The 24022-nt window shown below is 46.8% G+C and carries 20 protein-coding genes; 11 read left to right on the top strand and 9 right to left on the bottom strand.

Annotated features, from left to right (window positions below; translation table 11 throughout):
• Positions 1-29: 29 nt before the first annotated feature.
• On the bottom strand, positions 30-962 hold the full coding sequence (locus tag JT717_RS02090; protein WP_205508529.1) for a DUF72 domain-containing protein: 933 nt from the start codon (positions 960-962) through the stop codon (positions 30-32).
• A gap of 151 nt (positions 963-1113) precedes the next feature.
• On the opposite strand from JT717_RS02090, the gene JT717_RS02085 reads away from it, so the two are divergent.
• The 4 genes from JT717_RS02085 to JT717_RS02070 all read left to right on the top strand — a co-directional run bounded on the left by JT717_RS02085 (position 1114) and on the right by JT717_RS02070 (position 4003).
• Entirely contained in the window at positions 1114-1695 is a 582-nt protein-coding gene (locus tag JT717_RS02085) for an RNA polymerase sigma factor (RefSeq protein WP_205508528.1), read from the top strand.
• A 12-nt stretch (positions 1696-1707) separates the two neighbouring features.
• Positions 1708-2088 carry a hypothetical protein gene (locus tag JT717_RS02080; RefSeq protein ID WP_205508527.1) on the top strand — a complete coding sequence of 127 codons (381 nt, stop codon included), beginning with the start codon at positions 1708-1710 and terminating at the stop codon, positions 2086-2088.
• 11 nt (positions 2089-2099) lie between these two features.
• Positions 2100-2309: a hypothetical protein gene (locus tag JT717_RS02075; RefSeq protein ID WP_205508526.1), complete on the top strand. Its 210-nt coding sequence runs from the start codon at positions 2100-2102 to the stop codon at positions 2307-2309.
• Positions 2310-2458: 149 nt separating this feature from the next.
• Positions 2459-4003, top strand: coding sequence for a sulfatase family protein (locus tag JT717_RS02070; RefSeq protein WP_205508525.1), 1545 nt, complete (start codon positions 2459-2461; stop codon positions 4001-4003).
• On the opposite strand, the gene JT717_RS02065 is transcribed toward JT717_RS02070, so the two are convergent.
• Both JT717_RS02065 and JT717_RS02060 read right to left on the bottom strand, forming a co-directional pair.
• Positions 4004-4834 (bottom strand): N-acetylmuramoyl-L-alanine amidase, encoded by an 831-nt coding sequence (locus tag JT717_RS02065; RefSeq protein ID WP_205508524.1) that lies wholly within the window; start codon positions 4832-4834, stop codon positions 4004-4006.
• 104 nt (positions 4835-4938) lie between these two features.
• Positions 4939-7413 (bottom strand): outer membrane beta-barrel protein, encoded by a 2475-nt coding sequence (locus tag JT717_RS02060; RefSeq protein ID WP_205508523.1) that lies wholly within the window; start codon positions 7411-7413, stop codon positions 4939-4941.
• Between the two features lie 955 nt (positions 7414-8368).
• On the opposite strand from JT717_RS02060, the gene JT717_RS02055 reads away from it, so the two are divergent.
• Positions 8369-9586 (top strand): DUF763 domain-containing protein, encoded by a 1218-nt coding sequence (locus JT717_RS02055; RefSeq protein ID WP_205508522.1) that lies wholly within the window; start codon positions 8369-8371, stop codon positions 9584-9586.
• A 141-nt stretch (positions 9587-9727) separates the two neighbouring features.
• On the opposite strand, the gene JT717_RS02050 is transcribed toward JT717_RS02055, so the two are convergent.
• Positions 9728-10978, bottom strand: a complete 1251-nt coding sequence (locus JT717_RS02050; protein WP_205508521.1) for a DEAD/DEAH box helicase — start codon at positions 10976-10978, stop codon at positions 9728-9730.
• 148 nt (positions 10979-11126) lie between these two features.
• Between JT717_RS02050 and JT717_RS02045 the strand changes: the two genes are divergently transcribed.
• Together JT717_RS02045 and JT717_RS02040 are read left to right on the top strand one after the other, a co-directional pair.
• Entirely contained in the window at positions 11127-11321 is a 195-nt protein-coding gene (locus tag JT717_RS02045; protein ID WP_205508520.1) for a hypothetical protein, read from the top strand.
• Between the two features lie 78 nt (positions 11322-11399).
• Positions 11400-12182, top strand: coding sequence for a DNA-formamidopyrimidine glycosylase family protein (locus tag JT717_RS02040; protein WP_205508519.1), 783 nt, complete (start codon positions 11400-11402; stop codon positions 12180-12182).
• 190 nt (positions 12183-12372) lie between these two features.
• On the opposite strand, the gene JT717_RS02035 is transcribed toward JT717_RS02040, so the two are convergent.
• The 5 genes from JT717_RS02035 to JT717_RS02015 all read right to left on the bottom strand — a co-directional run bounded on the left by JT717_RS02035 (position 12373) and on the right by JT717_RS02015 (position 20713).
• The gene (locus JT717_RS02035; protein WP_205508518.1) at positions 12373-13596 is read right to left on the bottom strand and encodes an ABC transporter permease; all 1224 of its coding nucleotides are present in this window, start codon (positions 13594-13596) and stop codon (positions 12373-12375) included.
• Positions 13597-13680: 84 nt separating this feature from the next.
• Positions 13681-14373 (bottom strand): ABC transporter ATP-binding protein, encoded by a 693-nt coding sequence (locus JT717_RS02030; RefSeq protein ID WP_240347777.1) that lies wholly within the window; start codon positions 14371-14373, stop codon positions 13681-13683.
• Positions 14374-14421: 48 nt separating this feature from the next.
• A complete protein-coding gene (locus tag JT717_RS02025; protein WP_205508517.1) occupies positions 14422-15732 on the bottom strand; it encodes an efflux RND transporter periplasmic adaptor subunit in 1311 nt (436 codons plus the stop codon).
• A gap of 26 nt (positions 15733-15758) precedes the next feature.
• Positions 15759-17090 (bottom strand): TolC family protein, encoded by a 1332-nt coding sequence (locus JT717_RS02020; RefSeq protein ID WP_205508516.1) that lies wholly within the window; start codon positions 17088-17090, stop codon positions 15759-15761.
• 254 nt (positions 17091-17344) lie between these two features.
• The gene (locus tag JT717_RS02015) at positions 17345-20713 is read right to left on the bottom strand and encodes a methylmalonyl-CoA mutase family protein (protein WP_205508515.1); all 3369 of its coding nucleotides are present in this window, start codon (positions 20711-20713) and stop codon (positions 17345-17347) included.
• A 208-nt stretch (positions 20714-20921) separates the two neighbouring features.
• Here JT717_RS02015 and JT717_RS02010 point away from each other — a divergent pair, with 208 nt between their 5' ends.
• The 4 genes from JT717_RS02010 (at position 20922) to JT717_RS01995 (ending at position 23959) form a co-directional block, all read left to right on the top strand.
• Positions 20922-21779, top strand: a complete 858-nt coding sequence (locus JT717_RS02010; RefSeq protein WP_205508514.1) for a fumarylacetoacetate hydrolase family protein — start codon at positions 20922-20924, stop codon at positions 21777-21779.
• Positions 21780-21926: 147 nt separating this feature from the next.
• Positions 21927-22256, top strand: coding sequence for an L-rhamnose mutarotase (locus JT717_RS02005; RefSeq protein ID WP_205508513.1), 330 nt, complete (start codon positions 21927-21929; stop codon positions 22254-22256).
• Positions 22257-22274: 18 nt separating this feature from the next.
• The gene (locus JT717_RS02000) at positions 22275-23171 is read left to right on the top strand and encodes an amidohydrolase family protein (protein WP_205508512.1); all 897 of its coding nucleotides are present in this window, start codon (positions 22275-22277) and stop codon (positions 23169-23171) included.
• Between the two features lie 5 nt (positions 23172-23176).
• On the top strand, positions 23177-23959 hold the full coding sequence (locus tag JT717_RS01995) for an SDR family oxidoreductase (protein ID WP_205508511.1): 783 nt from the start codon (positions 23177-23179) through the stop codon (positions 23957-23959).
• Positions 23960-24022 lie beyond the last annotated feature (63 nt).

The raw sequence follows: 24022 nt of genomic DNA, 5'->3' as shown, positions 1-24022 counted from the left end.
AATGCCGCACCCTACAGGTCGCAGCTGCATTAATCAAAAAAAGTTATTTGTGAACCGGCTCTTTGTCCTTCCGCTTCAATGAAGCGCGGTTGTGGTAATTGCAGGCTGCAGGCGGCATTCAGCTTATCAGTAAGATAAGTGATCAATTCCGGCGAATACAGTTCATCATCCATATGTACAAAGAAATACAATTCCTGCAGGCCCTGCTCTATCCAGCTTATTATCCGCTCGATCCAGGCATCGAGCCGGGTATAATCACTGGGATGCAGGCTATTGGCCACAAAACGAACGAATGCTTTTGGTATGGTCAGATGCATATGAACGCAATCCCTTCGGCCGGCGGTATCGGTAATAACAGCGCCTGTTTTCAGCAGATACAATGTATTGAATAACTCTTTGCGTATCGTTTCCCGGGAAAACCAGTCAGGATGTCGTAGTTCCAGGAAGAAGCTCACTTCCTGCGGTAATGATCTCAGGAAAGTGAACAGCTCTTCTTTACGGGCGGGGCCAAACGAATCACTTAACTGAATGAACACCGGCCCCAGATGTTCTTTAAAGGCTTTTACCCCCTGCAGAAATTCCATGATCATAGTTTCTTTACCGCGTAAACCGCCCTGGTGAGTGATACCCTGGAAGAGCTTCGGGCAGAAGATAAAATTCCGGTCATCGGCTTTTTCAGCCCATTTGGCAATGGCAACTTCATCGTAGATCTTATAGTGTGTGGCATTCAGTTCAATGCCATTGAAATGCTGTACATAGTTGGCCAAAAAGTCTTTTTCCCGCGCTTTTGCCGGATAAATTTTGCCAATCCAGCCCGGCACGCCCCAGAGCGGACATCCAATATGAACTTTCACCGCATCCTTTTTTACACCACCCAGTATTTTTCGATTGCCTGCAGGCTCCGGGGGCAGGTTAAAATCCACTGTATTTAGTTCACTTTCAGGCAGTTTTCCAAACTTCATAGTAGATCAAATTGACAAATTAACGAGTCAACAAGTTAATAAGTTGATGGCATTTTTTGCCTGGTGAATCCGTTAATCAGTCAACTTTTCAACTTTTTACGCCATCTTTAAAATATAACTATCCGCTGGTCGTCTTACCAAGGTATAATACATGAAGGAGACGCTGACGATAGCACCCGGCATGACGGCAGACAGGAAACGCAATATAACGCAGGTCATTACCGACTATAGCAAACGCCTCATGGGCTTTATCCGCAAACGGGTAAATAATGAAGCCGATGCGGAAGATATATTGCAGGATGTGTTTTACCAGTTTATTGGTAACACGCAGCCTATTGAGCAAATGACTGCCTGGCTTTTTACCGTAGCCCGAAATAAGATCATCGACCGGCAACGAAAAAAACGTCAGGAGTCCCTGGAAGACCTGTTTGGGGAAGAAGAAAGTGGAGAAAGCGGCCTCGACTGGACTGAATTTTTATTCGATGCCAGCGACAACCCTGAGAAAGATTATTTGCGAACCCTTTTCTGGGAGGAATTGAACAATGCGCTCAATGAATTACCGGCAGAACAAAAGCAGGTCTTTATTTTGAATGAACTGGAAGGAGTACCATTTAAGGAAATTGCCGAACAAACCGGCGAAACGGTGAATACACTGCTTAGCCGGAAACGCTACGCGGTATTACACCTGCGCAGCCGGCTGCAAGCGTTGAAAGAAGAATTATTAAATTATTAAACAACGTGTAACATGAAACGAAGATTCTGGTTTGGCAAAGCTGTTATGATCGTGGTATTCTGTACGGCTTTTGTCATGTTGTTCAGTTTTATAGTAATGAGCCTCTGGAATGCCATATTACCCAATGTGCTGGGTGTAAAAACCATTAGCTTCTGGCAGGCATTGGGCATACTGGTATTGTCAAAAATATTGTTCAGTGGTTTCGGTGGCTTCCACCATAAAAAAGAGCAATTTAAGAACCGCTTCCGCCAGAATATGATGGCGAAATGGGAGCATATGACACCCGAAGAAAAACAAAAATTCAAAGAAGAATGGAAAAACCGTTGTGGTGGCTGGGGCAGCCGCTTTTATGACAGGAACAAAACCACTGAAGAAGCAGATCAGAATAAGTAAACCTATACGTTATGGAAGTGCTTGTTTTTAAAACCAATCTTCGTAAAAAGCAGATCACCGCTGTAACAAAGCATATCAACAACCTGCAGGGGATCACCCGCTGGAATGTTGACCTCGATGACCGGGACAGGATCCTCCGCATTGAATCCCATGAGCTGAGCCCGCGTTCCGTAGAACTAACTCTGCAACAGGCTGGCTTTTTCTGCGAAGAACTGCAATAATCACTTTTAAAATTACGGATCTCGCGTACAATCTTAGTAACTTCATAAGAACAGGCTAAACGCCAAAGTGCTGAACGCTTCAAGCAAATAGTGTATTTCAGCGTTCGGTGTCAGGCGTTGGCCTTAGACGCCCCCAAAAAGCGCTGCTTATGAAATTATTATCATTGTTATGCATGATGTTTTCCTTGTATGGCTTTGCCCAACGCCCGAATGTCATCTATATCATGAGCGATGATCATGATGCGCAGGCAATAAGCGCTTATGATAAAAGTCTTTTACAAACGCCTTCCATCGATCGCATAGCCAGGGAAGGCATTCGTTTTACGCGTTGTTTTGTGGGCAATTCCATTTGCAGTCCGGCCCGGGCTACCTTACTAACCGGACAGCATTCACATAAAAATGGGGTAAAGGATAATTACACCCGCTTCGACAGCAGCAGGCTCACCCTGCCCAAACGCTTACAACAGGCAGGCTATGAAACGGCGCTGATCGGCAAATGGCATTTGCACTCCTACCCCACTGGTTTTGATTATTGGAAAATACTCCCCGGGCAAGGCCTGTACTTTGATCCCCGCTTTATCAATATGCAGGGTGATACTATTACCATCAATGGCTATGCGACTGACGTAACCACCGATGAAGCCATCAGCTGGCTGAAGCAACGCAGGAACAGCAAGCCTTTTGTTTTATTGTTGCATTATAAAGCGCCGCATAGGAACTTCATCCCCTCCCTGAAATACCTGGAACAATTTCATACCAAAACATTTGCTGAACCGGCCACTTTATACGCTGATACAGCCGGTCGTGGCAGCGCCTGGCGAATGCAAACCATGAGCATCTTGCGTAATATGAAGCTATGCAGTGACCTGAAAGTGGATCCCGCCTATTTACAGGGCGATGCCGAAAACAAACCCGACGAAGGGGAGATCGCTTACTATCATGCTACGATGAACCGCATTGCAGAACCCGATCGCAGCCACATAAAAGCCATTTATGCTGAACGCGGCAAATTATTACAACAGGCACGCCCGCGCGGAAACGAGCTGTTAAAGTTGAAATATCAATGGTATATGCAGGATTACCTGGCCTGTGTTGCTTCCATCGATGAAAATGTAGGCCGGCTGCTGCATTACCTCGATGGGTCGGGCCTGGCTAACAACACAGCTGTTATGTATACCAGCGACCAGGGATTTTATCTGGGAGAGAACGGATGGTTCGACAAACGGTTCATGTATGATGTAAGTATGCAAACGCCCCTCCTGATGCGCTGGCCGCACCATATAAAGCCTGCCACTACCAGTAATGCCCTCGTGCAGAACATAGATTTTGCGCCTACCATTCTAAACATTACAGGTAGCCCCATACCCGAGAACATGCAGGGCAAAAGTCTGGTGCCGCTTATCACAGGCAAAAAAACTGACCTTAAACGTCCCTACTTATATTATCATTACTACGAATTCCCACAGGATCATACCGTATTGCCCCACCTGGGCATACGCGGCGAGCGGTATAAACTCATCTATTTCTATACGGTAAAGGAATGGGAACTATACGACCTGCAAACGGATCCGCAGGAACAAAAGAACCTTATCAATTCTTCACAACACCAGTCGCTGGTTAACCAGTTAAAAAAGGAATTGCAAAAACTGCGCGATGAATACGACGATCACGAACCGGCTGGCGACTTACATTAATTATTGATACCTGCGCGACAGATCGAGCAGGATCTTTTTGTCATCGTATGTTAGGGTGCGGATCATAACCGTATCCTGGGGAACAAAATGCAATTTAAAGGAGCGGATCGCTGCCAGTGTATCTTTGATATTATACCCAATGATGCGCAATGCCTGCGGGGCATCGAAATGATCGGGTACTACGACGGCTGTGGTATCGTACCATAAACCAAAGCCGCGTTGCGCCAGTGTATGCCAGGGAAAGTAAGCGCTGGGATCCACTTTTCTTCCAGGGGCAATATCAGCGTGACCAATAAAATTCGGGGTGGGAATGGCATAATTTTTCTTCAGGGTATCCAGCAATTTAATAAGGCTGGTGATCTGTGTTTCGGGAAACGGTTCGCTCCCATTGTTATCCAGTTCAATGCCAATGCTGCTGCTGTTGATATCGGTAAAATTGCCCCACTTGCTGATACCGGCCTGCCAGGCGCGCAGGTAATCATTCAGCATATGATGTATGGTACCGTCTTTACAGATCACATAATGGGCGCTTACCTTGGTGCGTTGCAGGGTGAACGTTTTGAGCGTTTGCTCGCAGGAGTTCTGTGCCGTATGGTGAATGATCACAAAATTAGGCCGGCGCAGATCGAAATTGGTTGTACCTACTGCATATGCAGGCATGATAGCTGAATCAAGATAAATGGTGGCAGGTACCGGCTGCAGGTTTTTAGCATACTTTTTTGCCTGCTTTTTATACAGTTTGTTTGTTTTGGCATAGGGGTTATGCGCACAACTGTAAACAAAAGCTGAAATCGTTATCGCAAATAACAGGGAACCTGCAAATACACGCATAGTGAACGGCTTTTTTCTATACATGCAAAGTAGGGAAGATAATGGTAAGCATAAAAAAATCCTCCCCGCTTATGGGAAGGATCTTTCTATTATAGAGACTACACTTATTTAGGACTTCCGGCGCCGATACCACCACCCTGGCTGTCTGCCGCACGTTTATTTTCTTCTTCCAGGCCGGTTTTACGTTGACGGGCCGCTTTCACCTGGCTGTTACCAAATCGGTAAGTGAAGTTCAGTTTCAGCTGACGGCTTTCAAAGTTACCGCTGGCCAATGTACGCTGGCCGGCAAAATCGCTGGTTCCCCTCCACTTCAGGGTTCTGAAGATATCGCTTACAGATGCTTTGAAAGTTCCATTGCCCTTCAATACTGTTTTTGATAATCCACCATCGATACTCCATATCTCGCTGCTCTTGATAGTTCCCTGCCAGATGGAAGGAGAAGCATAAAAACCACTCATTTCGCCCGTCCAGCCTTTGCCCAAACGGAAAGTTTGTTGTGCAAAGAAGGTTAAGGCATATACATCGAGGTCAACTTTCCGATCAACACCCAGATCAGCCTTATAATGTGAATAGTAAGCATTCAGGTTTCCAAAAATGCTATACCATTTATACTGGAACGGATAGCTGACGTTCAGGCTGATAATATCCTGGGTTGCCAGGTTCTTTTGCGTGATAAACGATTTTGATTTTTCAGTTACATCTACCAGTTGCGCGAAGATATCTTTTACATGGCTATAGTTCAGCGTAGTATTTAACCGGTACTTATATGTATGGGTAATACCAAAGCTGTTGGTGTACTGGGGCCTTAACTCGGTATTTCCTTTTTGGAACGTGTATTCATCCAGTTTGAATTCGAAAGGATTCAGGTTTTGATAATTAGGCCTGTCAATCCGCCGGCTGAAAGTAAAGCTGAACTGGTTCATCGGCTTTTTATTGAATGTGATGGCCGCGCTGGGAAACAGGTTGGTATAATCGCGGGTAAAGGTGGAATCGTATTCAACATACTCGCTGCCATTCCAGGCAAAACCCTGTGAACGGCCCGTAGCATGCGTATGCTCAACCCGCAGACCCGCCTGGATCATAAAGCCTTTGAACTGCCTGTTATAATTGATATAGCCTGCATTGATGTTTTCCTTATATACAAAATCATTACTGCGTGAAGTATCCAGTCTTTTGTTCCTTAAAACCACATCGTCTACATCGTAGCGGTCAAAATCATTGTTGCTTTCAACAAAAGATATTTTACCGCCCAGCCCCAAGCGGCCTTTCTTAAAGTTCTGCTCATAATCGGCTTTAGCGCTGTATATATCAATGTCTGTTGGCGCATACATATGATATATGCGATTATAGCTGGGGTTGTTGCCGGGATCGAAGTAGAAGTTCGGCTGAAACTGATCGCTTTTATTCCGGTAAGCGCCATAGTCGGCATCGATATTCAGTTCGTGACCGGAAGAATCGGCATACCGGTAATTCAGGTTGCCATTGATGTTATTTTTTGTGTTCTTATTGGTATTATCGGCCACCAGTATCCTGTCGAGCTGTTTGGTTGGGATATAAGAGATATCGGTATGGCTGTAGTTATTAAGATCCATATCAGAGAAAGAGCCATTCGTCATAATCCCGATCGTACTTCTTTTATTAAGGAAATAATCCATACCTGCCTTGAAATTGTGACTCCGGTTGTCGATATTCAACTTTGATCTTTGATCGAACAAGGTATCTAACACTTCACGGCGCAAATAGATATTGTTCTCGTTGGTATTATCGCTATAGCTGTAATTGCCAAAGAGGTTAACGTTCTTATTGCGATGGTTTAACGATACCCCGCCGTTGTATTTAGGCGTAATACCCTGGTTATAACCTGCATTTACCGAGCCGTTGGTACCAAAGGACTTATTTTTCTTAAGCCTGATATTGATGATCCCCGCATTCCCGGCTGCTTCGTATTTCGCTGAAGGATTGGTTATGATCTCGATGGCTTCAACAGATGAAGACTGCAGGGTTTTCAGATAATCCGACAGGTCTTTTCCGGTCAGCGGTGTAGGGCGCCCGTCTACATATACCTGAACGCCGCTTTTTCCACTTAAGGTAAGATTATCGTCTTTATCAACGACTACACCGGGTGCTTTGCGCAACAGTTCGAGGGCATCCTGGCCTACTGAATTAATAGTTCCTTCTACATTTAAAATGGTTTTATCGGCTTTTACTTCCACCATGGGCTTACGGGCAGCGACAACCACTTCTTTCAACTGACCTGAACTTTTCGTGAGCGCTACATCAGGAACAGTTATATCACCTGTGCCACTCACTTCAAAAGCTGCAGAAGTTTTGGCAGTATAACCAGTGAAAGAAACAGCTACGAAATAACTACCGGCATTAATGCCTGTGAATGAATATTGACCGGCTGTGTTAGTTGCTGCCAGTTTCACCAATCCAGAGTCTTTTACTTTCTTAATAGCTACAGTTGCTCCGGACAAGGCCTTTCCCTGATCATCTTTAACATTACCGGTAACTTGTTGTGCTTTGGCTATAGCTGCACACAACAACAAAGGCAATGCTAACAAAATCAACTTTTTCATGAATAAAATATTTGCAGTTTAGTCGGCAAAAGTATTAGTGTGTTACAGGATGTTACTGCTGTATACACCAACGGTAAAAAATTACTTTTAACGGTTGCGCCATAACATGGCAGAGTTATAACTTGTTGTTCTAATATTTCTATTTACCAGGTAGAATACTAAATGTTTCATCATTAAATGAAAACACCGGTATAGCTTCCACGCTGCTTACAATTGTTTGTTTGTATTATTTCGCTACAACAAAAGATGCTTTTACATGCATAATTCTGCTGTTCACACACATTGTTGCCTAACACCAAATACAACCAATTAGTTTTGGTAGCAGACATCATTCATCAAATTTTTGTTGATAAAGCAAGCGCAGGTTATTGCAGTAGAAAGATCCGTATAGATCAAAGAGCCCCGGTATATAATATCCTTGTTGGTTACAGTCGTTCGCTACAAGGCGTTTGCGATCGCTGTGGTACCAGATGAAAACCCGAAACCGGAACGAATGGGCCTGGCTGCATCCCGGGCATTGGAAATAACCCATGAAGGAGTGACCGGCGCCGGTCACTCCCCTGCGCTAGCTCCAACTCCGCCGCCCCTAACTTCCTAAAAGGGGAAGCGTGAGTCATAGCCGCAAGCCGACCATGAGTCGGCGACCGGCAATAAGCGCCATGAGCCGATGATCATGAGCCGCGAACGATGGGCAATCCCCAATCATGAGCCGGCGACCGCCAATCGGCGATAGGCACTCGTGAGCCGGCATCCGGCGATCAGTAATCGATGACCAGTCTCATAAGTGCGAGTCGTCGACGGTCGCGAGTCCTCAATCGAGTTGTCAGTTGTGAGCCGCTTTTTGCGCCTATTGCCTTCTTGCCTTCTTTCCTCCTTGCCTTCTTGCCCTTTGCCTTCTTGCCTCCTTGCCTCCTTGCCTTTTTCTTAGCATAATTTTACTAACTTTGTTAGCATCATGAAACGCTCCGGCACTGCTGATCTCCCTTTGCATTATGGCGCTGTTCCGCCCTGGCTGGCCGAACGCATGGCCAAACTCGGCCTGGCCATTACAGAAGTGGTGCTCATGGAATATGGTAAAGCCGACTGGATCAGGCGGATGAGCGATCCCTGCTGGTTCCAAAGCCTCGGCGCTGTAATGGGTATGGACTGGCATTCTTCAGGCATTACCACTTCAGTATTAGGAGCGTTGAAGAAAGCGATCAATCCACATGCAAAAGAGCTGGGCATTTATATCTGTGGCGGAAAAGGAAAACATTCCCGCCAGGTACCTAATGAATTGGTCGCCGTCGGTGAACAGACCGGCCTCGATGCCGGGCAGCTGGTACATGCCAGCAAATTGAGCGCTAAAGTGGATAATACCGCCATCCAGGATGGCTTCCAATTATACCTGCATAGTTTTATTGTAAGTAATGAAGGACAATGGGCCGTGATACAACAGGGCCTTAATGATGATACAGGTACCGCCAGGCGTTATCACTGGCATTCGCAGCAGCTGCAATCCTTCGTGAATGAACCGCATACTGCTATCTGTGGTTTACAAACTGATAATATCCTGAACCTGGTCGATAAAGAGGCAGCGCCTGCCCGTTCCGGTATATTGACGCTGTCAAAAGAATCTCCTAACGAACTCTTGTCAGAAATTCAACACCTGGTATTACCAGCCCATCATGACGTACGCGCCAAAGATGTTGACTTAAAAAGATTAGGCGCCATGCTGTGGTTGACGCATGAAAAAAAGCCGGCTGATTTTGAAGAACTGTTATTGCTGGAAGGTATGGGCCCCCGTACCCTGCAGTCACTGGCATTGGTAAGCGAAGTGATCCATGGCACGAACTCCCGGTTCAAAGACCCGGCCCGTTTTGCGTTTGCACATGGTGGTAAAGACGGCCATCCATTCCCTGTTCCCACCAAAGTATATGATGAAACCATCAGCACTCTACATACTGCTGTTCAAAAAGCAAAGATTGGCCAGAGCGATAAACTGCAGGCCATCAAAAAATTAACCGAACTGGCTCAAAGAGCCGAAGAAGGTTTCATTCCCAATAACAATTTTGAGCAGCTTATAGAAAAGGAACGCAACGAATCCTGGCGTTATGGTGGAAGAACGGTGATGGGCAAAGCACAACCACCAACGAGAAAGGCGTCAAAAGGCGTGCAGTTGAGATTATTTTAAAACCTGCTAATTTCGTAAGGCTGTTTAGTTCGGTTGTTATTAAGTTGAATAACTGAATAACTAATTATTGGCGAAACTGATGCTTCGGGTTAACTTCGGGATAATTCCCGGTTGGCTCCGGGTCTGCTCTTCATGGCTTATTTACGCCTTATTCCCGCGCGGTCTTCCCTTATTGGAATTCCCCTGAGGTCTTCCCTGGTGAAAATGCCTTCTTTTTCCGCCATTATTTTTTGAACGAAGTTGCGGTTTGTATTCAGGCGTGCTGCCGAATTCCTGGGGTACTGCCGCTTTTTCAACTTCCTTACCGATCAGTCTTTCAATGATGGCAAATTTATTCTGTTCTGGCTGGCTTACCAGGGTAAAAGCCATACCATCCGCTTCTGCCCGGGCCGTACGGCCGATGCGATGTACATAATCTTCTGCATCGCGGGGCACATCATAGTTTATGACCAGGTCAATGGTATCGATGTCGATCCCGCGGCTGAGGATATCGGTAGCTACCAAGATGGGTATACGCCCACTGGTAAAACCGTTCAAAACATCTTCCCGTTGCGCCTGTTCCAGGTCACTATGTATTTCAGCGATCTGAAAACGGGCCCGTTGCAATTCACGCACCAATGATTTTACACTTTGCTTCCGGCTGCAAAAGATCAGGGCGCTTTTGAAAGGAACATTTTTAAGGATATCCTTCAACAGGGGAAGCTTTTGTGGTTCGTACACTACAAACGCTTTCTGTACGATCTTTTCCGGCGGTTTTGAAATAGCAATATTGATCTCGGCCGGATTGGTGAGGATCTTCCTGGCCAGCTGCCTGATCTTTTCGGGCATGGTAGCCGAAAACAACAAGGTTTGCCTTTTGGCAGGCAGGGCTGCAATGATCTTATTGATATCATCAGAAAAGCCCATATCAAGCATCCGGTCGGCCTCGTCCAGAACCAGGAATTGCAATTGTTTTAATTGCACATATCCCATGTTCAGGTGGGCGATCATCCGGCCAGGCGTGCAGATCACGATATCGGTACCTGTTTGCAAAGCTTTTTTCTCGGTAATGAAGTTACTGCCATCGTTGCCCCCATATACAGCAATGGAACTCAGGTTGGTAAAATAGGCAAGGCCCTCCAGGTGCTGCGCAATTTGTATTGCCAACTCACGGGTAGGCACAATGACCAGGGCGCCCACCTGCCCCTCGATCCGGTGATTGAGCAGGCGGTGGATCAGCGGAAGCAGAAAAGCAGCCGTTTTACCGGTGCCGGTCTGTGCAGAGGCTATAATATCTTTTCCGGCCAGGATGGGAGGTATAACCTGCTCCTGTACCGGAGTTGCATTCTCGTAATTGGAGGCTTCGATGCCTTCTAATAAGTCAGGGTGAAAACCGAATTCTGTAAAGCGCAAGATGAAATGGTATTTAGGTGTTTGCGGAGCATCTCCTGCAGATAAAAATTATATAATAGCAAATATAATGGAATTTGGCCATGTAAATCAATAAAGTACAGTCCCGGCGCCGGGCACAGCCTTTGCCATATTACAATAAAACATTTATATGGAAAAAAGAGTCTTAGGGATGGTGCTTGCACTGCTTGGTATTGTGGGACTTATACTGGCCGGTGTAAACTTTATGAATGGTGGCGCCAATACACATAACATTAAGCAAATCATTCTCTACGGAGTACTGGGCGCTATTTTTTTCTTTGCTGGTATAGGTCTTATCCGCAATACCCGCGATAAGGCCACCTAGCAGATTGTGGAATTGGGTACACAGCTACCACTTCTTTTTCATTCTGTTAAACATTCTGTAATAAATAGTCGATCAGTTATGCCTGAAGGGCCCAGCATTGTCATTCTTAAAGAAGCCGTACAATCTTTTGTAGGGAAAAAGATCCTGTCGGCCACCGGTAACAGCAAAATAGATAAAGAGGCGTTGGTGAATCAAAAAGTGACCGACTTTAAAAGCTGGGGCAAACATTTTCTGATCTGTTTGCCAAATAAAACACTCCGGGTTCACTTCCTGCTATTCGGCTCTTACAGCATAAACGAACAAACGAAAAAAACACCCCGGCTCCACCTGCATTTCAGTAACGGCGATCTCTACCTGTATGCCTGTGCCATCAGGGAACTGGAAGCCGATGCCGATACAGTATACGATTGGAGCGGCGATGTGCTTAATCCGGCCTGGGACGAAAAGAAAGCTAAAAAGAAACTCAAGGCCCGGCCTAACGAATTGGTGGTGGATGCTTTACTGGATCAAAATGTTTTTGCGGGCGTGGGAAATATCATTAAAAATGAAGTGCTGTTCCGCATCCGCGTTCATCCTGAAAATACAATTGGCGTGCTGCCACCGCGCAAGCTGACCGAACTCGTCAGGGAAGCCTGCAATTACAGTTATGATTTCCTGGAATGGAAAAAAGCTTTTGTGCTGAAGAAACACTGGCTGATCCATACCAGGAAGACCTGCCCCCGCTGTAATATACCGGCTATTAAAAAGACCCTGGGCAAAACCAAACGCCGCACCTTCTATTGTGAAAATTGCCAGGTGCTGTATGCCCCGCCGCCAAAACCTAAAAAGAAAAAAGCACGGAAGAAAACCCAGAACGCATAGGTCCCCTGCTTCGGGCTTGCGTTTCTCTGCTTTGGCGGATGCTGCGCTTTCCGTTTCATGGTTTGCGTTTCATTTCTTTGAATTTGGCCCTTCCGTATTTCATATTTTACGTTTATTGCGTTCAGCGTTTGACGTTCTGCATCTGGCGCTTAGCGCTTTTGCTTTTGACGTTCCGCCTTTGCGTTCTGCCTTACTCATATCTCAATGCTTCAATGGGATCGAGCCTTGACGCTTTTTGCGCCGGGTAGTATCCGAAGAATACGCCGGTGACGGCACATACCATGAACGACAACATAATGGAGGATTGTGATACCAGTGTAGGCCACGATAAAAAGAAAGTGACCAGCCTGGAAGCGCTGATGCCTAAAATAACACCTATTATCCCACCGGTGATGCTTATCAGTATGGCTTCAATGAGGAATTGAAAAAGGATATCCATACCCCTTGCACCAATGCTCATGCGTAAACCGATCTCTTTGGTGCGTTCCGTTACCGACACATACATGATGTTCATAATGCCTATGCCACCTACGACCAGGGAAATGCCGGCTATCGCTGCCAGTAATACCGTTAACAACTGGCTGGTAGAGCTGAATGTGTTAATGAGCTCAGCCTGCGTACGCACCATAAAATCATCTTCATCGGTTGCTTTTAATTTATGGGAAGCGCGCAGGATCCCGGTGATCTCTGCAGTGGCCTGGGCGCTGCTGTTCTCATCAATGGCCGAGGCATAAATGTTTTGGATGTATGGAATGGCCAGGATCCTTTTTTGTACCGTTGTATAAGGCGCTATTACAATATCGTCCTGGTCCTGCCCAAAGGCATTCTCCCCTTTTTCCGCTAATACACCAATGACCTTGAAGGGAATTTTATTGAAGCGGATGATCTTGCCCACGGGGTCTTCCCCGGCGAAAATATTGTCCACGACCGTTTGACCGATCAAACATACTTTATCGGCCGCATTCACATCTTCCTGGGTAAAGGCTATTCCATCTTTTAGCGGCCAGTTGCGGATGTTTAAATAATCCGGACTAACCCCCTGAATGGTGGTAGGCCAGTTCGATGCTCCATTGATCACCTGCCCTCTCGATTGTACGGCAGGTGATACAGCCGTAATATAAGTTGCCTGTTTTTGTATAGCCTTTATATCTTCCAGGGTGAGCGATTGTAAACCCGAAGCATCCAACCGGGCGCCGCCGCCTACGGTTTGATTACTGCTCGGTCTTATCGTTATCATATTTGATCCCATGCTGCTGAGCTGGTCCTGGATGCTTTGCTTCGACCCCTGCCCGATCGCCACCATAGCAATTACAGCCGCAACGCCTATGATGATGCCCAGCATGGTTAAAAAAGCACGCAGCTTGTTCCGCTGCAGGGCTTTCCATGCAATTCGTATGAGATTGAATAATTTCATTGTTATATTGTTGCCATCAAATCATAATTAATAATCGGTGCTTACCGGTAATGCCGCCAGCATATCCTTTGCCGATCTGATATTTTAATTCCGGTGATCCCTGATCACTTTCCCGTCTTTCAGGGTTATTGTTCTGCTGCTGAAAGCGGCGATATCCGGTTCGTGCGTTACAAAAACGATCGTTTTACCCTGTTGCTGATTCAGCTCCTGGAACAAAGCCATGATCTCATAGGAAGTGCGGGTATCCAGGTTACCGGTGGCTTCATCGGCCAGGATCATCACCGGTTCATTCACCAGCGCCCGCGCAATGGCCACCCGCTGCTGCTGCCCACCGGATAATTGATTGGGCAGGTGATCTAGGCGGTCGCCCAGCTTTACCGCCTGCAAAGCCTTTACCGCTCTTTCCCGCCGCAGCCTTGATGAAATAGCTGCATTATACAATAAAGGCAACTCTACATTCTCCAGGGCGCTGGTACGCGCCAGCAGGTTGTAGGCCTGAAACACAAAGCCGATCTTATGGTTGCGCAATACAGCCAGCTCATTGCGCGATAGTTTACCCACATCAACCCCGTCGAGCAGATAAATGCCGTCGCTGGGTTTATCCAAACAACCGAGAATGTTCAGCATGGTTGTTTTACCCGATCCGCTGCTGCCCATGATCGTTACGAACTCACCTGGTTCCACATCGAAGGAAACCCCTTTTAATGCACGCACCGTTTCGGCGCCCATCCTGAACTCCCGTTTCAAATTCTGTATTGAAAGTATTTTGTTTGTCATTGTTGATCATTTTTACATGCTGCTTCTTACTTCCGGCTTTCATTGCTGTCAGCTCGATCTACCGCCACCACTTCTATTGCCACTACCTCTTCGCTGCGGCATAAACGGACTTCTCGGTTGTCCTGAGCTCGCCTGTGATGCTCGCTGATCCTGGTGCACACCTGCCACAACCACATCATCAACGCTTAAGCCTGACAATACCTGTACATAGGTATCATCCGTCAGCCCGATCTGGATACGGCGCCGGGCAAGGGTACTGTCTTTCTTCACCCATACCATTGCTGTTTTTGCCAGTCCACTGTTTTGCAGCGAATCCCTTCTTTTGTCAGGGCTTGCACCGGTGTTATCGTTAGGCGCAGCACTCGCTATGCGCATGCCCCCTTTTCTTTGACCACGGCCGGCAGCACCGCCCTCGATGGTGTATTGCTTATACAGGCCTGAATCGGGCCTGAAGCGCGTGGCTTTGGCGGAGACCAACATCGCGTTTTGGATCTCCTGGGTGAACACGGTAATATTGGCCGTCATGCCCGGTTTTAATTTCATATCTGCATTCGGCGCATCAATGATGGTGGAATAGGTCACCACATTTGAAGAAACGCTCGGGCGCAGCCGCACTTCATTCACCCGCCCTTCAAACACGTTGTCGGGAAATGCGTCCACCGTAAATGTTACCCGTTGTCCATTCTTTACATTGCCAATATCGGCTTCGTCAACCGCTGCCTGCACCTGCATTTTCGTAAGGTCTTTAGCGATCACAAACAGGGTTGGCGTATTTAAACTCGCGGCTACGGTTTGTCCCACACTCACATTACGGGTAAGTACGGTTCCATCGATGGGCGAGTAGATATTCGCATAGTACAGATTTTGTTGCGCTGCTTTTAGCTGGGCGGCAATACCGTTCACATTATCCTGGGCTACATTGAACTGATTCATGGCCGTTTCATATTCCGCCCGGCTGATCGCACCTACATCCAGCAATTGTTTTTGCCGGTTATAATTGCTTTTCTGAAAATCGAGGTTGGCCCTGGCCTGCCGCAGGCTGGCGCTGATCTGATCACGCTGTGCCTGTAAAATGGTTTTGTCGATCTCTGCGATCAATTGTCCCTTTTTCACCTTATCATTGAAATCGACATAGACTTTGCTGATGGTTCCAGACACCTGCGTACCTACTGAAACCGTATCTACGGGTTGAACCGTTCCGGTAGCGGTAACACTGGTAGCGATAGAACCATAATGGGGCCGCTCCGTTTCCAGGACCACGGGCTGCTCTTTCTCTTTAAATTTCCAGATCCAGATGCCGGCACCGGCTGCAAGAATGACCAGCGTCCAGATGATCCATTTATATTTCTTTCCTTTCATTGTAGATCCGTTTAATGATTATTCATTTATAAGGTAACAGGCGCGCCTGCATAGAACTCATATATTTTCTTATTCAGAACACTATTATACTTGGCGGAAACATATGCCTGCAGCGCCTGTACATACAGGTTCTTCTGGGTGAGCAGATCAACGGTATTGAATGCGCCCAGTTTTAGCTGCTCATTGGTGATGTGAAAACTTTCCTGCATCGTCTTCCATTGTGAAGCGGCAGCCGTTAACTGGGCCTGCGCATTCATCGCATTTATATATGCCTGCTCAACCGCCTGATCGAGCGTGGTCTTTGTTCCCTGCAGCGAAAGTTTGGCCTGTTCAATTTGGATCTTTGACCGCTCAATATTGCTTTTATTGATGCGGTTAGCGAAAATGGGTATCGATACGGTTACGCCCAACCGTTGATAAAAATTATTATTCAGCTGGTTGAAATACTTAAGGTCCTGGTTATCGGAAAAGCCACTCGAAATTCCGGCGCCCAAACTCACCGTTGGCAATGCCCCGGCCCGCGATTTTTCCAATCCCAGCTCGGCCGATTGAACGCCCAGCTCACCCGCCTTTACTTCCGGCCTCGACTGCACGGCTGCATGCACAGCTTCCGGCAGGGAAACAAGCGATTGATCAGTTATCAAAGTATCCGGCTGCACCACATCGAAGTTCACCGATGAAGGCAGTTGCAGGATCTGCTTCAACGTTATTAAATTGGTGCGATGCGCATTGGTAGCCGTTACCAGGTTATACTCATCGTTGGCCAGCGTCGCTTCCAACTGCAGGTAGTCCTTGCGTGCCAGGCTGCCGGCGTCGAACCGCTGTTTACCCAGCGCCAATTGCGATTTGGAAGTGTTCACGAGCTCCCGCAGATAAACGATATTCTCTTTCTGCAGTAAGATATTCAGGTAAGCCTGTGTTATCTGAAGCGTAATATCATTTTCCGCCTGTTGAACATTTAATTGTGCGCTTTCGAGTAATATATTCTTTTGCTTCACATCATTGTTCAGATAACCGCCATTGTAAATCACCCATGAAGAACTTAACCCATAATTACCCGAAGCATTGGCCTGTGTTTGAAATCCACCCACGACGGGATTTGCATTGTTACTATTCACTACTGATTGGGAGAGCGAGGCGGTGAGGTTCGGCAATTTAGCTGCCCTTGCCTGTAACAGGTCCTGCTCACTGGAGCGGGCATCCCAGCGAAGGTTCTTTATAGTGATATTATTTTTCTTAGCATAATCCAGGCAGGCCTGCAGGTCCCACCGCAAAGGCGCAGCCACGGTGTCCTGTGCATGCAAGGAGCCCCATACGCCCGTCAACAATCCGATCATTAATAGAAAATACTTCAACATACATTTACATTTATATCAATTCCACACATCTATTTGAAGTGTTTAGAAACATTTTCCGGCGGATAGTTACATGGATTACCTATGGCTTAACATTTCCTTTACCACCGTTTTCTTTTCGGCTGATGAACGGTTTTGCGGCTTGATAAATGGGAGGAAACAAAAATGCCACCGTCTTTGAACAAAAGACCTGTGGCATTGTATAATGTATGGGATCGAGGGTCCCGCCCAAGCGGGGATTGCAAACTATCGGATTACTACATTGACCTTCTGTATTGGCCTCCTACCTCAAATAAGGCATGCGTTATCTGCCCCAATGAACAATACTTAACGGTTTCCATCAGCTCCGCGAAAATATTTCCATTGTTGACGGCTACTTTCTTTAACCGGTTCAACATTTCGCCCGACCTGCTTTCATTCCGTTTCCAGAAGGCATGCAGGTTCTGGATCTGTTGTTCCTTTTCTTCGGTAGTGCTGCGAATTACCTCACCTGGTAATACGGTCGGACTTCCTTTTTTATTCAGAAAAGCATTTACCCCAATGATGGGTAATTCACCACTGTGCTTCAGGCTTTCGTAATACAAACTTTCTTCCTGGATCTTATTGCGTTGATACATTCGTTCCATGGCGCCCAATACCCCGCCCCGTTCGGTGATACGGTCAAATTCTGCCAGCACAGCTTCCTCTACGAGGTCGGTCATTTCTTCAATTAAAAATGAGCCCTGGATGAAGTTCTCTGTTTTGGCGCTGCCCAGTTCGCGGTTGATGATCAGCTGTATGGCCATGGCGCGGCGAACGCTTTCTTCTGTAGGCGTGGTGATGGCTTCGTCATACGCGTTCGTATGTAAACTGTTACAGTTGTCGTAAATAGCGTATAAGGCCTGCAGGGTGGTTCGGATATCATTGAAATCTATTTCCTGGGCATGTAAGCTGCGCCCTGAGGTTTGAATATGGTATTTCAGTTTCTGGCTGCGGTCATTGCCTTTATATTTATACTTCATGGCTTTAGCCCAGATGCGGCGCGCCACGCGGCCGATCACACTGTATTCAGCATCCATGCCATTACTAAAGAAGAACGACAGGTTGGGTGCAAATTCATCAATATGCATCCCGCGGCTCAGGTAATATTCTACATAGGTAAAACCATTGGCCAGTGTAAAGGCCAGTTGAGTAATGGGATTTGCCCCTGCTTCTGCAATATGATAACCGCTGATGCTTACGCTGTAAAAATTGCGCACCTTTTGCCGGATAAAATATTCCTGTACATCGCCCATTAACTTTAAGGCAAACTCGGTGCTGAAGATACAGGTGTTTTGCGCCTGGTCTTCTTTCAGGATATCGGCCTGAACCGTTCCGCGAACCTGGGCCAGTGCTTCCGCTTTTATTTTTTCGTAAATCGCTGCCGGTAATACATCGTCACCGGATACACCCAATAATTTCAAACCCAGTCCATCATTACCATCGGGCAATCGCTCGGGAGCAGCCGGATTGTAATAAGTAGGTTTCGTAACATGCTGGAACCGCTGCGCTAGTTTTTCATTCACCATGGCCCATTCCCCATTTGCTTCTATCCATTTTTCACATTGCTGGTCAATAGCTGCATTCATAAAAAATGCGAGTATGATGGGGGCCGGACCGTTAATGGTCATGCTCACCGATGTTTTCGGATCGCAGAGATCAAAACCGCTGTATAATTTCTTGGCATCGTCAACCGTAGCAATACTTACTCCGCTGTTCCCTACCTTGCCATAAATATCCGGCCGGTGCGCAGGGTCTTCGCCGTAGAGGGTCACACTGTCAAAGGCAGTAGACAAGCGGCGTGCGGGCTGATCAAGTGATACATAGTGAAAACGTTTATTGGTTCGCTCGGGTCCGCCTTCCCCTGCAAACATTCTCGTAGGGTCTTCGCCTTCCCGCTTCAAGGGGAATACGCCCGACGTAAACGGATACTCGCCCGGAATGTTTTCCTGCAACTGCCATTTTAAAATATCCCCCCAGTCCTTGTACTTAGGCAATACTACTTTGGGGATCCTGGTACCACTGAGTGAACGGGTGGTCATAGGTTGTTTAAATACTTTATCGCGTACCTGGTATTCGAAGAAGTCGGCTTTGTATTTGGCAGCCAGTGCCGGCCATTCCTCAATCAGTTTTCTGCACCGGGGATCTAACTTTTCCTTCAGGTTCTTTTCAATGGCCATTAATTCATCCATGGCAGATTTTGATAAAGCACATCCACCCTTCACCGTACCATGCACCTGGTACAATTGCGAGGCGAGGGCGCATTGCTCCTGAACCCAAGAATCATACACCCGGTTGTTGTCAGCTATCTCCGACAGGTAGCGCACCCGTTTGGGCGGAATGATCTGCGATTTGGTAGTGGTATCCTTAACATGCGCATGTACATCTATATTTCCGAATTGAACGCCTGTTTTTGTACTAATAGTGACCATCAGTTTTTCAAACAGTTCATTGATGCCTGCGTCATTGAACTGGGCCGCTATGGTTCCGATCACCGGCAGGTCTTCATCTTTGGCCGTCCATAATCCATGATTGCGTTTAAACTGTTTGCGAACATCATGCAGGGCATCGAGGGCGCCGCTTTTATCGAATTTGTTAATTGCGATCACATCAGCATAGTCGAGCATGTTGATCTTTTCCAGCTGGGAGGCTGCACCATATTCAGGCGTCATTACATAGAGGCTCACATCACAATGGTCCAGGATGCTTACATCGCTTTGTCCAACGCCGGCCGATTCCAGGATGATGAGGTCAAATGCAGCTTCTTTACAAACATCGATCGCATCCTGCACATGCACACTTAATGCTACATCGCTGTCGCGGGTAGCCAGTGAACGCATATAAGCGCGGGGCGAATGAATGCTATTCATGCGAATGCGGTCGCCCAGTAAAGCGCCGCCGGTTTTCTTTTTGGAAGGATCAACTGATATTACAGCAATCGTTTTTTCGGGAAATGCATTGAGGTAGCGGCGTACGATCTCATCGGTAACAGATGATTTACCGGCGCCGCCTGTGCCGGTAATGCCGAGTACAGGCAGCCCCGGCTTCGCTTTGGCAGCCGGCTTTACGCCATGGCCATTCACTTTATTTTCTGCGTTGGAAATAGCCCGGGAGATCTTCCTGATATCTTTCCATTCGCCCAGTTTTAATTCATTTTTAAAATGGGCGGGGTCGCCATTTACCGGAAAATCACATTCCCGGATCACCTCCTCGATCATGCCTTCCAATCCCAGCCTCCGGCCATCGTCGGGACTGTAGATGCGGGTGATGCCATAGTTATGCAGTTCCGTAATTTCCTGCGGTAAAATGGTGCCGCCCCCACCGCCGAATATTTTAATATGCCCGCAACCATTCTCGTCCAGCAGGTCTTTCATGTATTTAAAGAATTCCACATGGCCTCCCTGGTAGCTGGTAATGGCAATGCCCTGCGCATCTTCCTCAATAGCACATTCAACGATCTCGGCTACCGACCGGTTATGCCCCAAATGAATGATCTCGGCGCCTTTCGATTGCAAAATGCGCCGCATGATATTGATCGCAGCATCATGCCCATCAAAGAGGGAAGCAGCGGTAACGATCCTTACTTTATTAACTGGCGTATAGTTCATAATTAACAAGCATTACAAAAAATCGGCCTAAAGTTAGGTCAAAAATGCTAATGCCCGTTAGTATTATGATGTACTTCCAGCCAATTACTGTTTTCTTGCATAAAAGGCGTAAGGAAATGCAAAAGTTCCGGGAACGATTCCGGAATTTTTCGTTTGGTTTGCAGTGAAAATGAAATAGTTTCGGCCAACAAAAAATTATACTGGTAAAATGAAGCTTATACGTTTTGGAAAATCAGGACAGGAAAAGCCTGGTATTGAATTACCCGATGGAAAAAGAATTGACACCAGCGCTTTTGGCGAAGATTATACCGAGCAGTTCTTCACGAATGATGGTATAAACCGTTTAGCTGCGTGGTTGAAAACAAACCAGTCAACTTGTCCGGCAGTTGATCCCAGTGAGCGTTTGGGCGCTCCTTTGGCCCGCCCTTCGAAGATCGTTTGTATTGGTTTGAATTATATCGACCATGCGAAGGAAAGTAATATGGCAGTGCCTACCGAACCGGTGGTATTCTTTAAATCCACCACAGCCATGTGCGGTCCCAACGATCAATTGGTGATCCCCAGGAACAGTACAAAGACCGATTGGGAAGTAGAGTTGGCGGTAGTGATCGGGAAAAAAGCTTCTTATGTAGAAGAGAAAGATGCCAATGATTATATAGCAGGTTATATGCTGCACAATGATTACAGCGAACGTGCTTTTCAGTTGGAGCGCAATGGCCAGTGGGTGAAAGGCAAAAGCTGCGATACCTTTGCGCCGCTGGGTCCCTGGCTGGTTACCAAAGATGAAATTGCCGATATCAATAACGTAAGGCTTTGGCTGAACGTAAACGGCAAGAAGATGCAGGACGGCAACTCCGGCAACCTCATTTATAAAATACCTTTTCTTATTTCCTACCTGAGCCAGTTTATGACCCTGCTCCCGGGCGATATCATCAGCACCGGTACACCTGCCGGCGTTGGCCTCGGTCAAAAGCCCGAACCGGTTTATTTGAAACCAGGCGATATTATTGAGCTGGGTATCGATGGATTGGGCAGCAGTAAACAGGTAGCCGTGGCGTATAAATAAACTGTTTGTAGTTTTTGGTTTGTAGTTTGTTGTTGTTCCAAGGCGCAATGACTAACTGAACGCCGCCGGCTGGCGAAGCTTGAAGATGTAAAGGCTTTTCGAGGAACAGAACTATAAACCACAAACGACAAACCACAAACCATACACATGCGATATTGTCTTGCCTTGGATCTGAAAGATGATCCGGAATTAATAAAAGAATACGAGCGTCATCATGATGAAATATGGCCTGAGATCGTGGAGAGCATTCGATCCAGTGGTATAACGGTGCTGGAGATCTATCGCACTGGTAACCGGCTGTTCATGATCATCGAGGCCAATGACCAGTTCTCTTTTGCTGAAAAAGCAAAGGCGGATGCCGCCAATCCGAAAGTGCAGGAATGGGAAACGCTGATGTGGAAATTCCAGCAGGCGCTTCCCTGGGCCAAACCCGGTGAAAAATGGATATTGATGGACAAGATCTTTGGTCTTTCCTAAACGTAAAAGTCATTACATATGAACCTGAAGAAATATTACGATGCTGCCTTTGAAGAGGACTTCAACGGAGGTGATCCGGATCAGGCCGTTGCCGTGATCGACTCACACGTTCATTTCTGGAAATACGATAAGAAAACCTACGACTGGATTGATAAATCCATGAAGACCTTACAGCAGGATTATCTGCCCGAACACCTGTCGCTGGTTGCCAAAAGAAATAATGTTGACGGCGTAGTGGCGGTACAGGCCACCCAAACAGAAATGGAAACGCATTTCCTGGTGGAACTGGCCAAAACGCATCCCATTATCAAAGGGGTCGTCGGCTGGATCGATCTGCAGGCCGATAATATCCGGGAGCGCCTGCAATATTTTTCACAGTATCCCATCATCAAAGGCTATCGTCATGTAGTGCAGGGCGAACCGATCGATTTCCTGGCCAGGCCAAATTTTCGCCGCGGTGTTGCGGCATTGCAGGCATACAACTATAAGTACGATATTCTCATCTTTCATCACCAGTTGCAGCCGGCCATTGATTTTGTGCGGGCATTTCCCGATCAGCCTTTCGTGATCGATCATTGCGCCAAACCCGACATTCGTCATAAGAACATCGATGAATGGAAAAGACAGATCAAAGAAATAGCCGGCTTTCCGAACGTGTGCTGCAAACTATCGGGCCTGTTCACCGAAGCCAACTGGAAAGAATGGAGTGCGGCTGATTTTTATCCGTACCTGGATGTAGTGTTTGAAGCATTTGGCCCCAACCGTTTATTGTTCGGCAGCGACTGGCCGGTGATGTTGCTCAGCGGCATTTACATACAATGGAAAAGTTTGCTGGAGAAATACATGGAAAATTTTTCAGCGGAAGACAGGGAAAAAGTATTTGGCCTCAACGCCATTCAATTCTATAATTTATAACTAACATGGATTTACATCTCACCAACAAAGTATTTATTGTTACCGGAGGTGCCAAAGGGATTGGTGCGGCCATTAGCAGTGCAATTGCCGCAGAAGGTGGTATTGTTGTGATTGCTGGCAGAAAAGCACAGGACAACCAGGCCAAAGTAGATGAAATTATAAAAGCAAAAGGAAAAGCGGCCCATATTGCTGTAGAACTGGGAGAAGCGGCCGCCTGTAAAGAAGTGATCGATTTTACGGTTAAATCATTCGGCCGGATCGACGGCCTTATCAATAATGCCGGTGTAAATGATGGTGTTGGCCTGGAAAGCGGTTCACCCGAAAAATTTGTTCAGTCGCTCCAGAAGAACCTCAGCCATTTTTACAACCTGGCGCATTATGCCCTGCCTCACCTGAAAGAAACAAAAGGGAATATCATCAATATCGGTTCAAAAGTAGCAGATACCGGCCAGGGCAATACCTCGGGCTATGCCGCTTCTAAAGGCGCTATCAATGCATTGACCCGTGAATGGGCCGTTGAGTTATTACCTTACTCGATACGGGTGAATACAGTCATTCCTGCTGAAGTATGGACGCCGCTGTATGAGAACTGGATCAATACCCTGCCCAACCCCAAGGAGAAACTGGCGCAGATCGTTTCGAAAATACCGTTCGAAAAACGGTTTACTACATCGGAAGAGATCGCCGATATGACCGTCTTCCTGCTCAGCGACCGTTCGAGCCACACAACCGGGCAGATCATTTATGTGGATGGTGGCTATACCCACCTTGACCGTTCATTGACCTAATTTTAAAACCCCTGAACCTGCAGTTCGGGGGCTTAGCATATTTTCCAAACCAAACAAGCTTTT

The organism is Longitalea arenae, assembly GCF_016924755.1.
GTDB lineage: Bacteria > Bacteroidota > Bacteroidia > Chitinophagales > Chitinophagaceae > Niastella > Niastella arenae.
This window is presented reverse-complemented; position numbering and strand designations above follow the sequence as displayed.

Coding starts and splice junctions, on each gene's coding strand:
- JT717_RS02090 (WP_205508529.1), bottom strand. CDS start 962: ATGAAGTTTGGAAAACTGCCTGAAAGTGAACTAAATACAGTGGATTTT.
- JT717_RS02085 (WP_205508528.1), top strand. CDS start 1,114: ATGAAGGAGACGCTGACGATAGCACCCGGCATGACGGCAGACAGGAAA.
- JT717_RS02080 (WP_205508527.1), top strand. CDS start 1,708: ATGAAACGAAGATTCTGGTTTGGCAAAGCTGTTATGATCGTGGTATTC.
- JT717_RS02075 (WP_205508526.1), top strand. CDS start 2,100: ATGGAAGTGCTTGTTTTTAAAACCAATCTTCGTAAAAAGCAGATCACC.
- JT717_RS02070 (WP_205508525.1), top strand. CDS start 2,459: ATGAAATTATTATCATTGTTATGCATGATGTTTTCCTTGTATGGCTTT.
- JT717_RS02065 (WP_205508524.1), bottom strand. CDS start 4,834: ATGCGTGTATTTGCAGGTTCCCTGTTATTTGCGATAACGATTTCAGCT.
- JT717_RS02060 (WP_205508523.1), bottom strand. CDS start 7,413: ATGAAAAAGTTGATTTTGTTAGCATTGCCTTTGTTGTTGTGTGCAGCT.
- JT717_RS02055 (WP_205508522.1), top strand. CDS start 8,369: ATGAAACGCTCCGGCACTGCTGATCTCCCTTTGCATTATGGCGCTGTT.
- JT717_RS02045 (WP_205508520.1), top strand. CDS start 11,127: ATGGAAAAAAGAGTCTTAGGGATGGTGCTTGCACTGCTTGGTATTGTG.
- JT717_RS02040 (WP_205508519.1), top strand. CDS start 11,400: ATGCCTGAAGGGCCCAGCATTGTCATTCTTAAAGAAGCCGTACAATCT.
- JT717_RS02035 (WP_205508518.1), bottom strand. CDS start 13,596: ATGAAATTATTCAATCTCATACGAATTGCATGGAAAGCCCTGCAGCGG.
- JT717_RS02030 (WP_240347777.1), bottom strand. CDS start 14,373: ATGACAAACAAAATACTTTCAATACAGAATTTGAAACGGGAGTTCAGG.
- JT717_RS02025 (WP_205508517.1), bottom strand. CDS start 15,732: ATGAAAGGAAAGAAATATAAATGGATCATCTGGACGCTGGTCATTCTT.
- JT717_RS02020 (WP_205508516.1), bottom strand. CDS start 17,090: ATGTTGAAGTATTTTCTATTAATGATCGGATTGTTGACGGGCGTATGG.
- JT717_RS02015 (WP_205508515.1), bottom strand. CDS start 20,713: ATGAACTATACGCCAGTTAATAAAGTAAGGATCGTTACCGCTGCTTCC.
- JT717_RS02010 (WP_205508514.1), top strand. CDS start 20,922: ATGAAGCTTATACGTTTTGGAAAATCAGGACAGGAAAAGCCTGGTATT.
- JT717_RS02005 (WP_205508513.1), top strand. CDS start 21,927: ATGCGATATTGTCTTGCCTTGGATCTGAAAGATGATCCGGAATTAATA.
- JT717_RS02000 (WP_205508512.1), top strand. CDS start 22,275: ATGAACCTGAAGAAATATTACGATGCTGCCTTTGAAGAGGACTTCAAC.
- JT717_RS01995 (WP_205508511.1), top strand. CDS start 23,177: ATGGATTTACATCTCACCAACAAAGTATTTATTGTTACCGGAGGTGCC.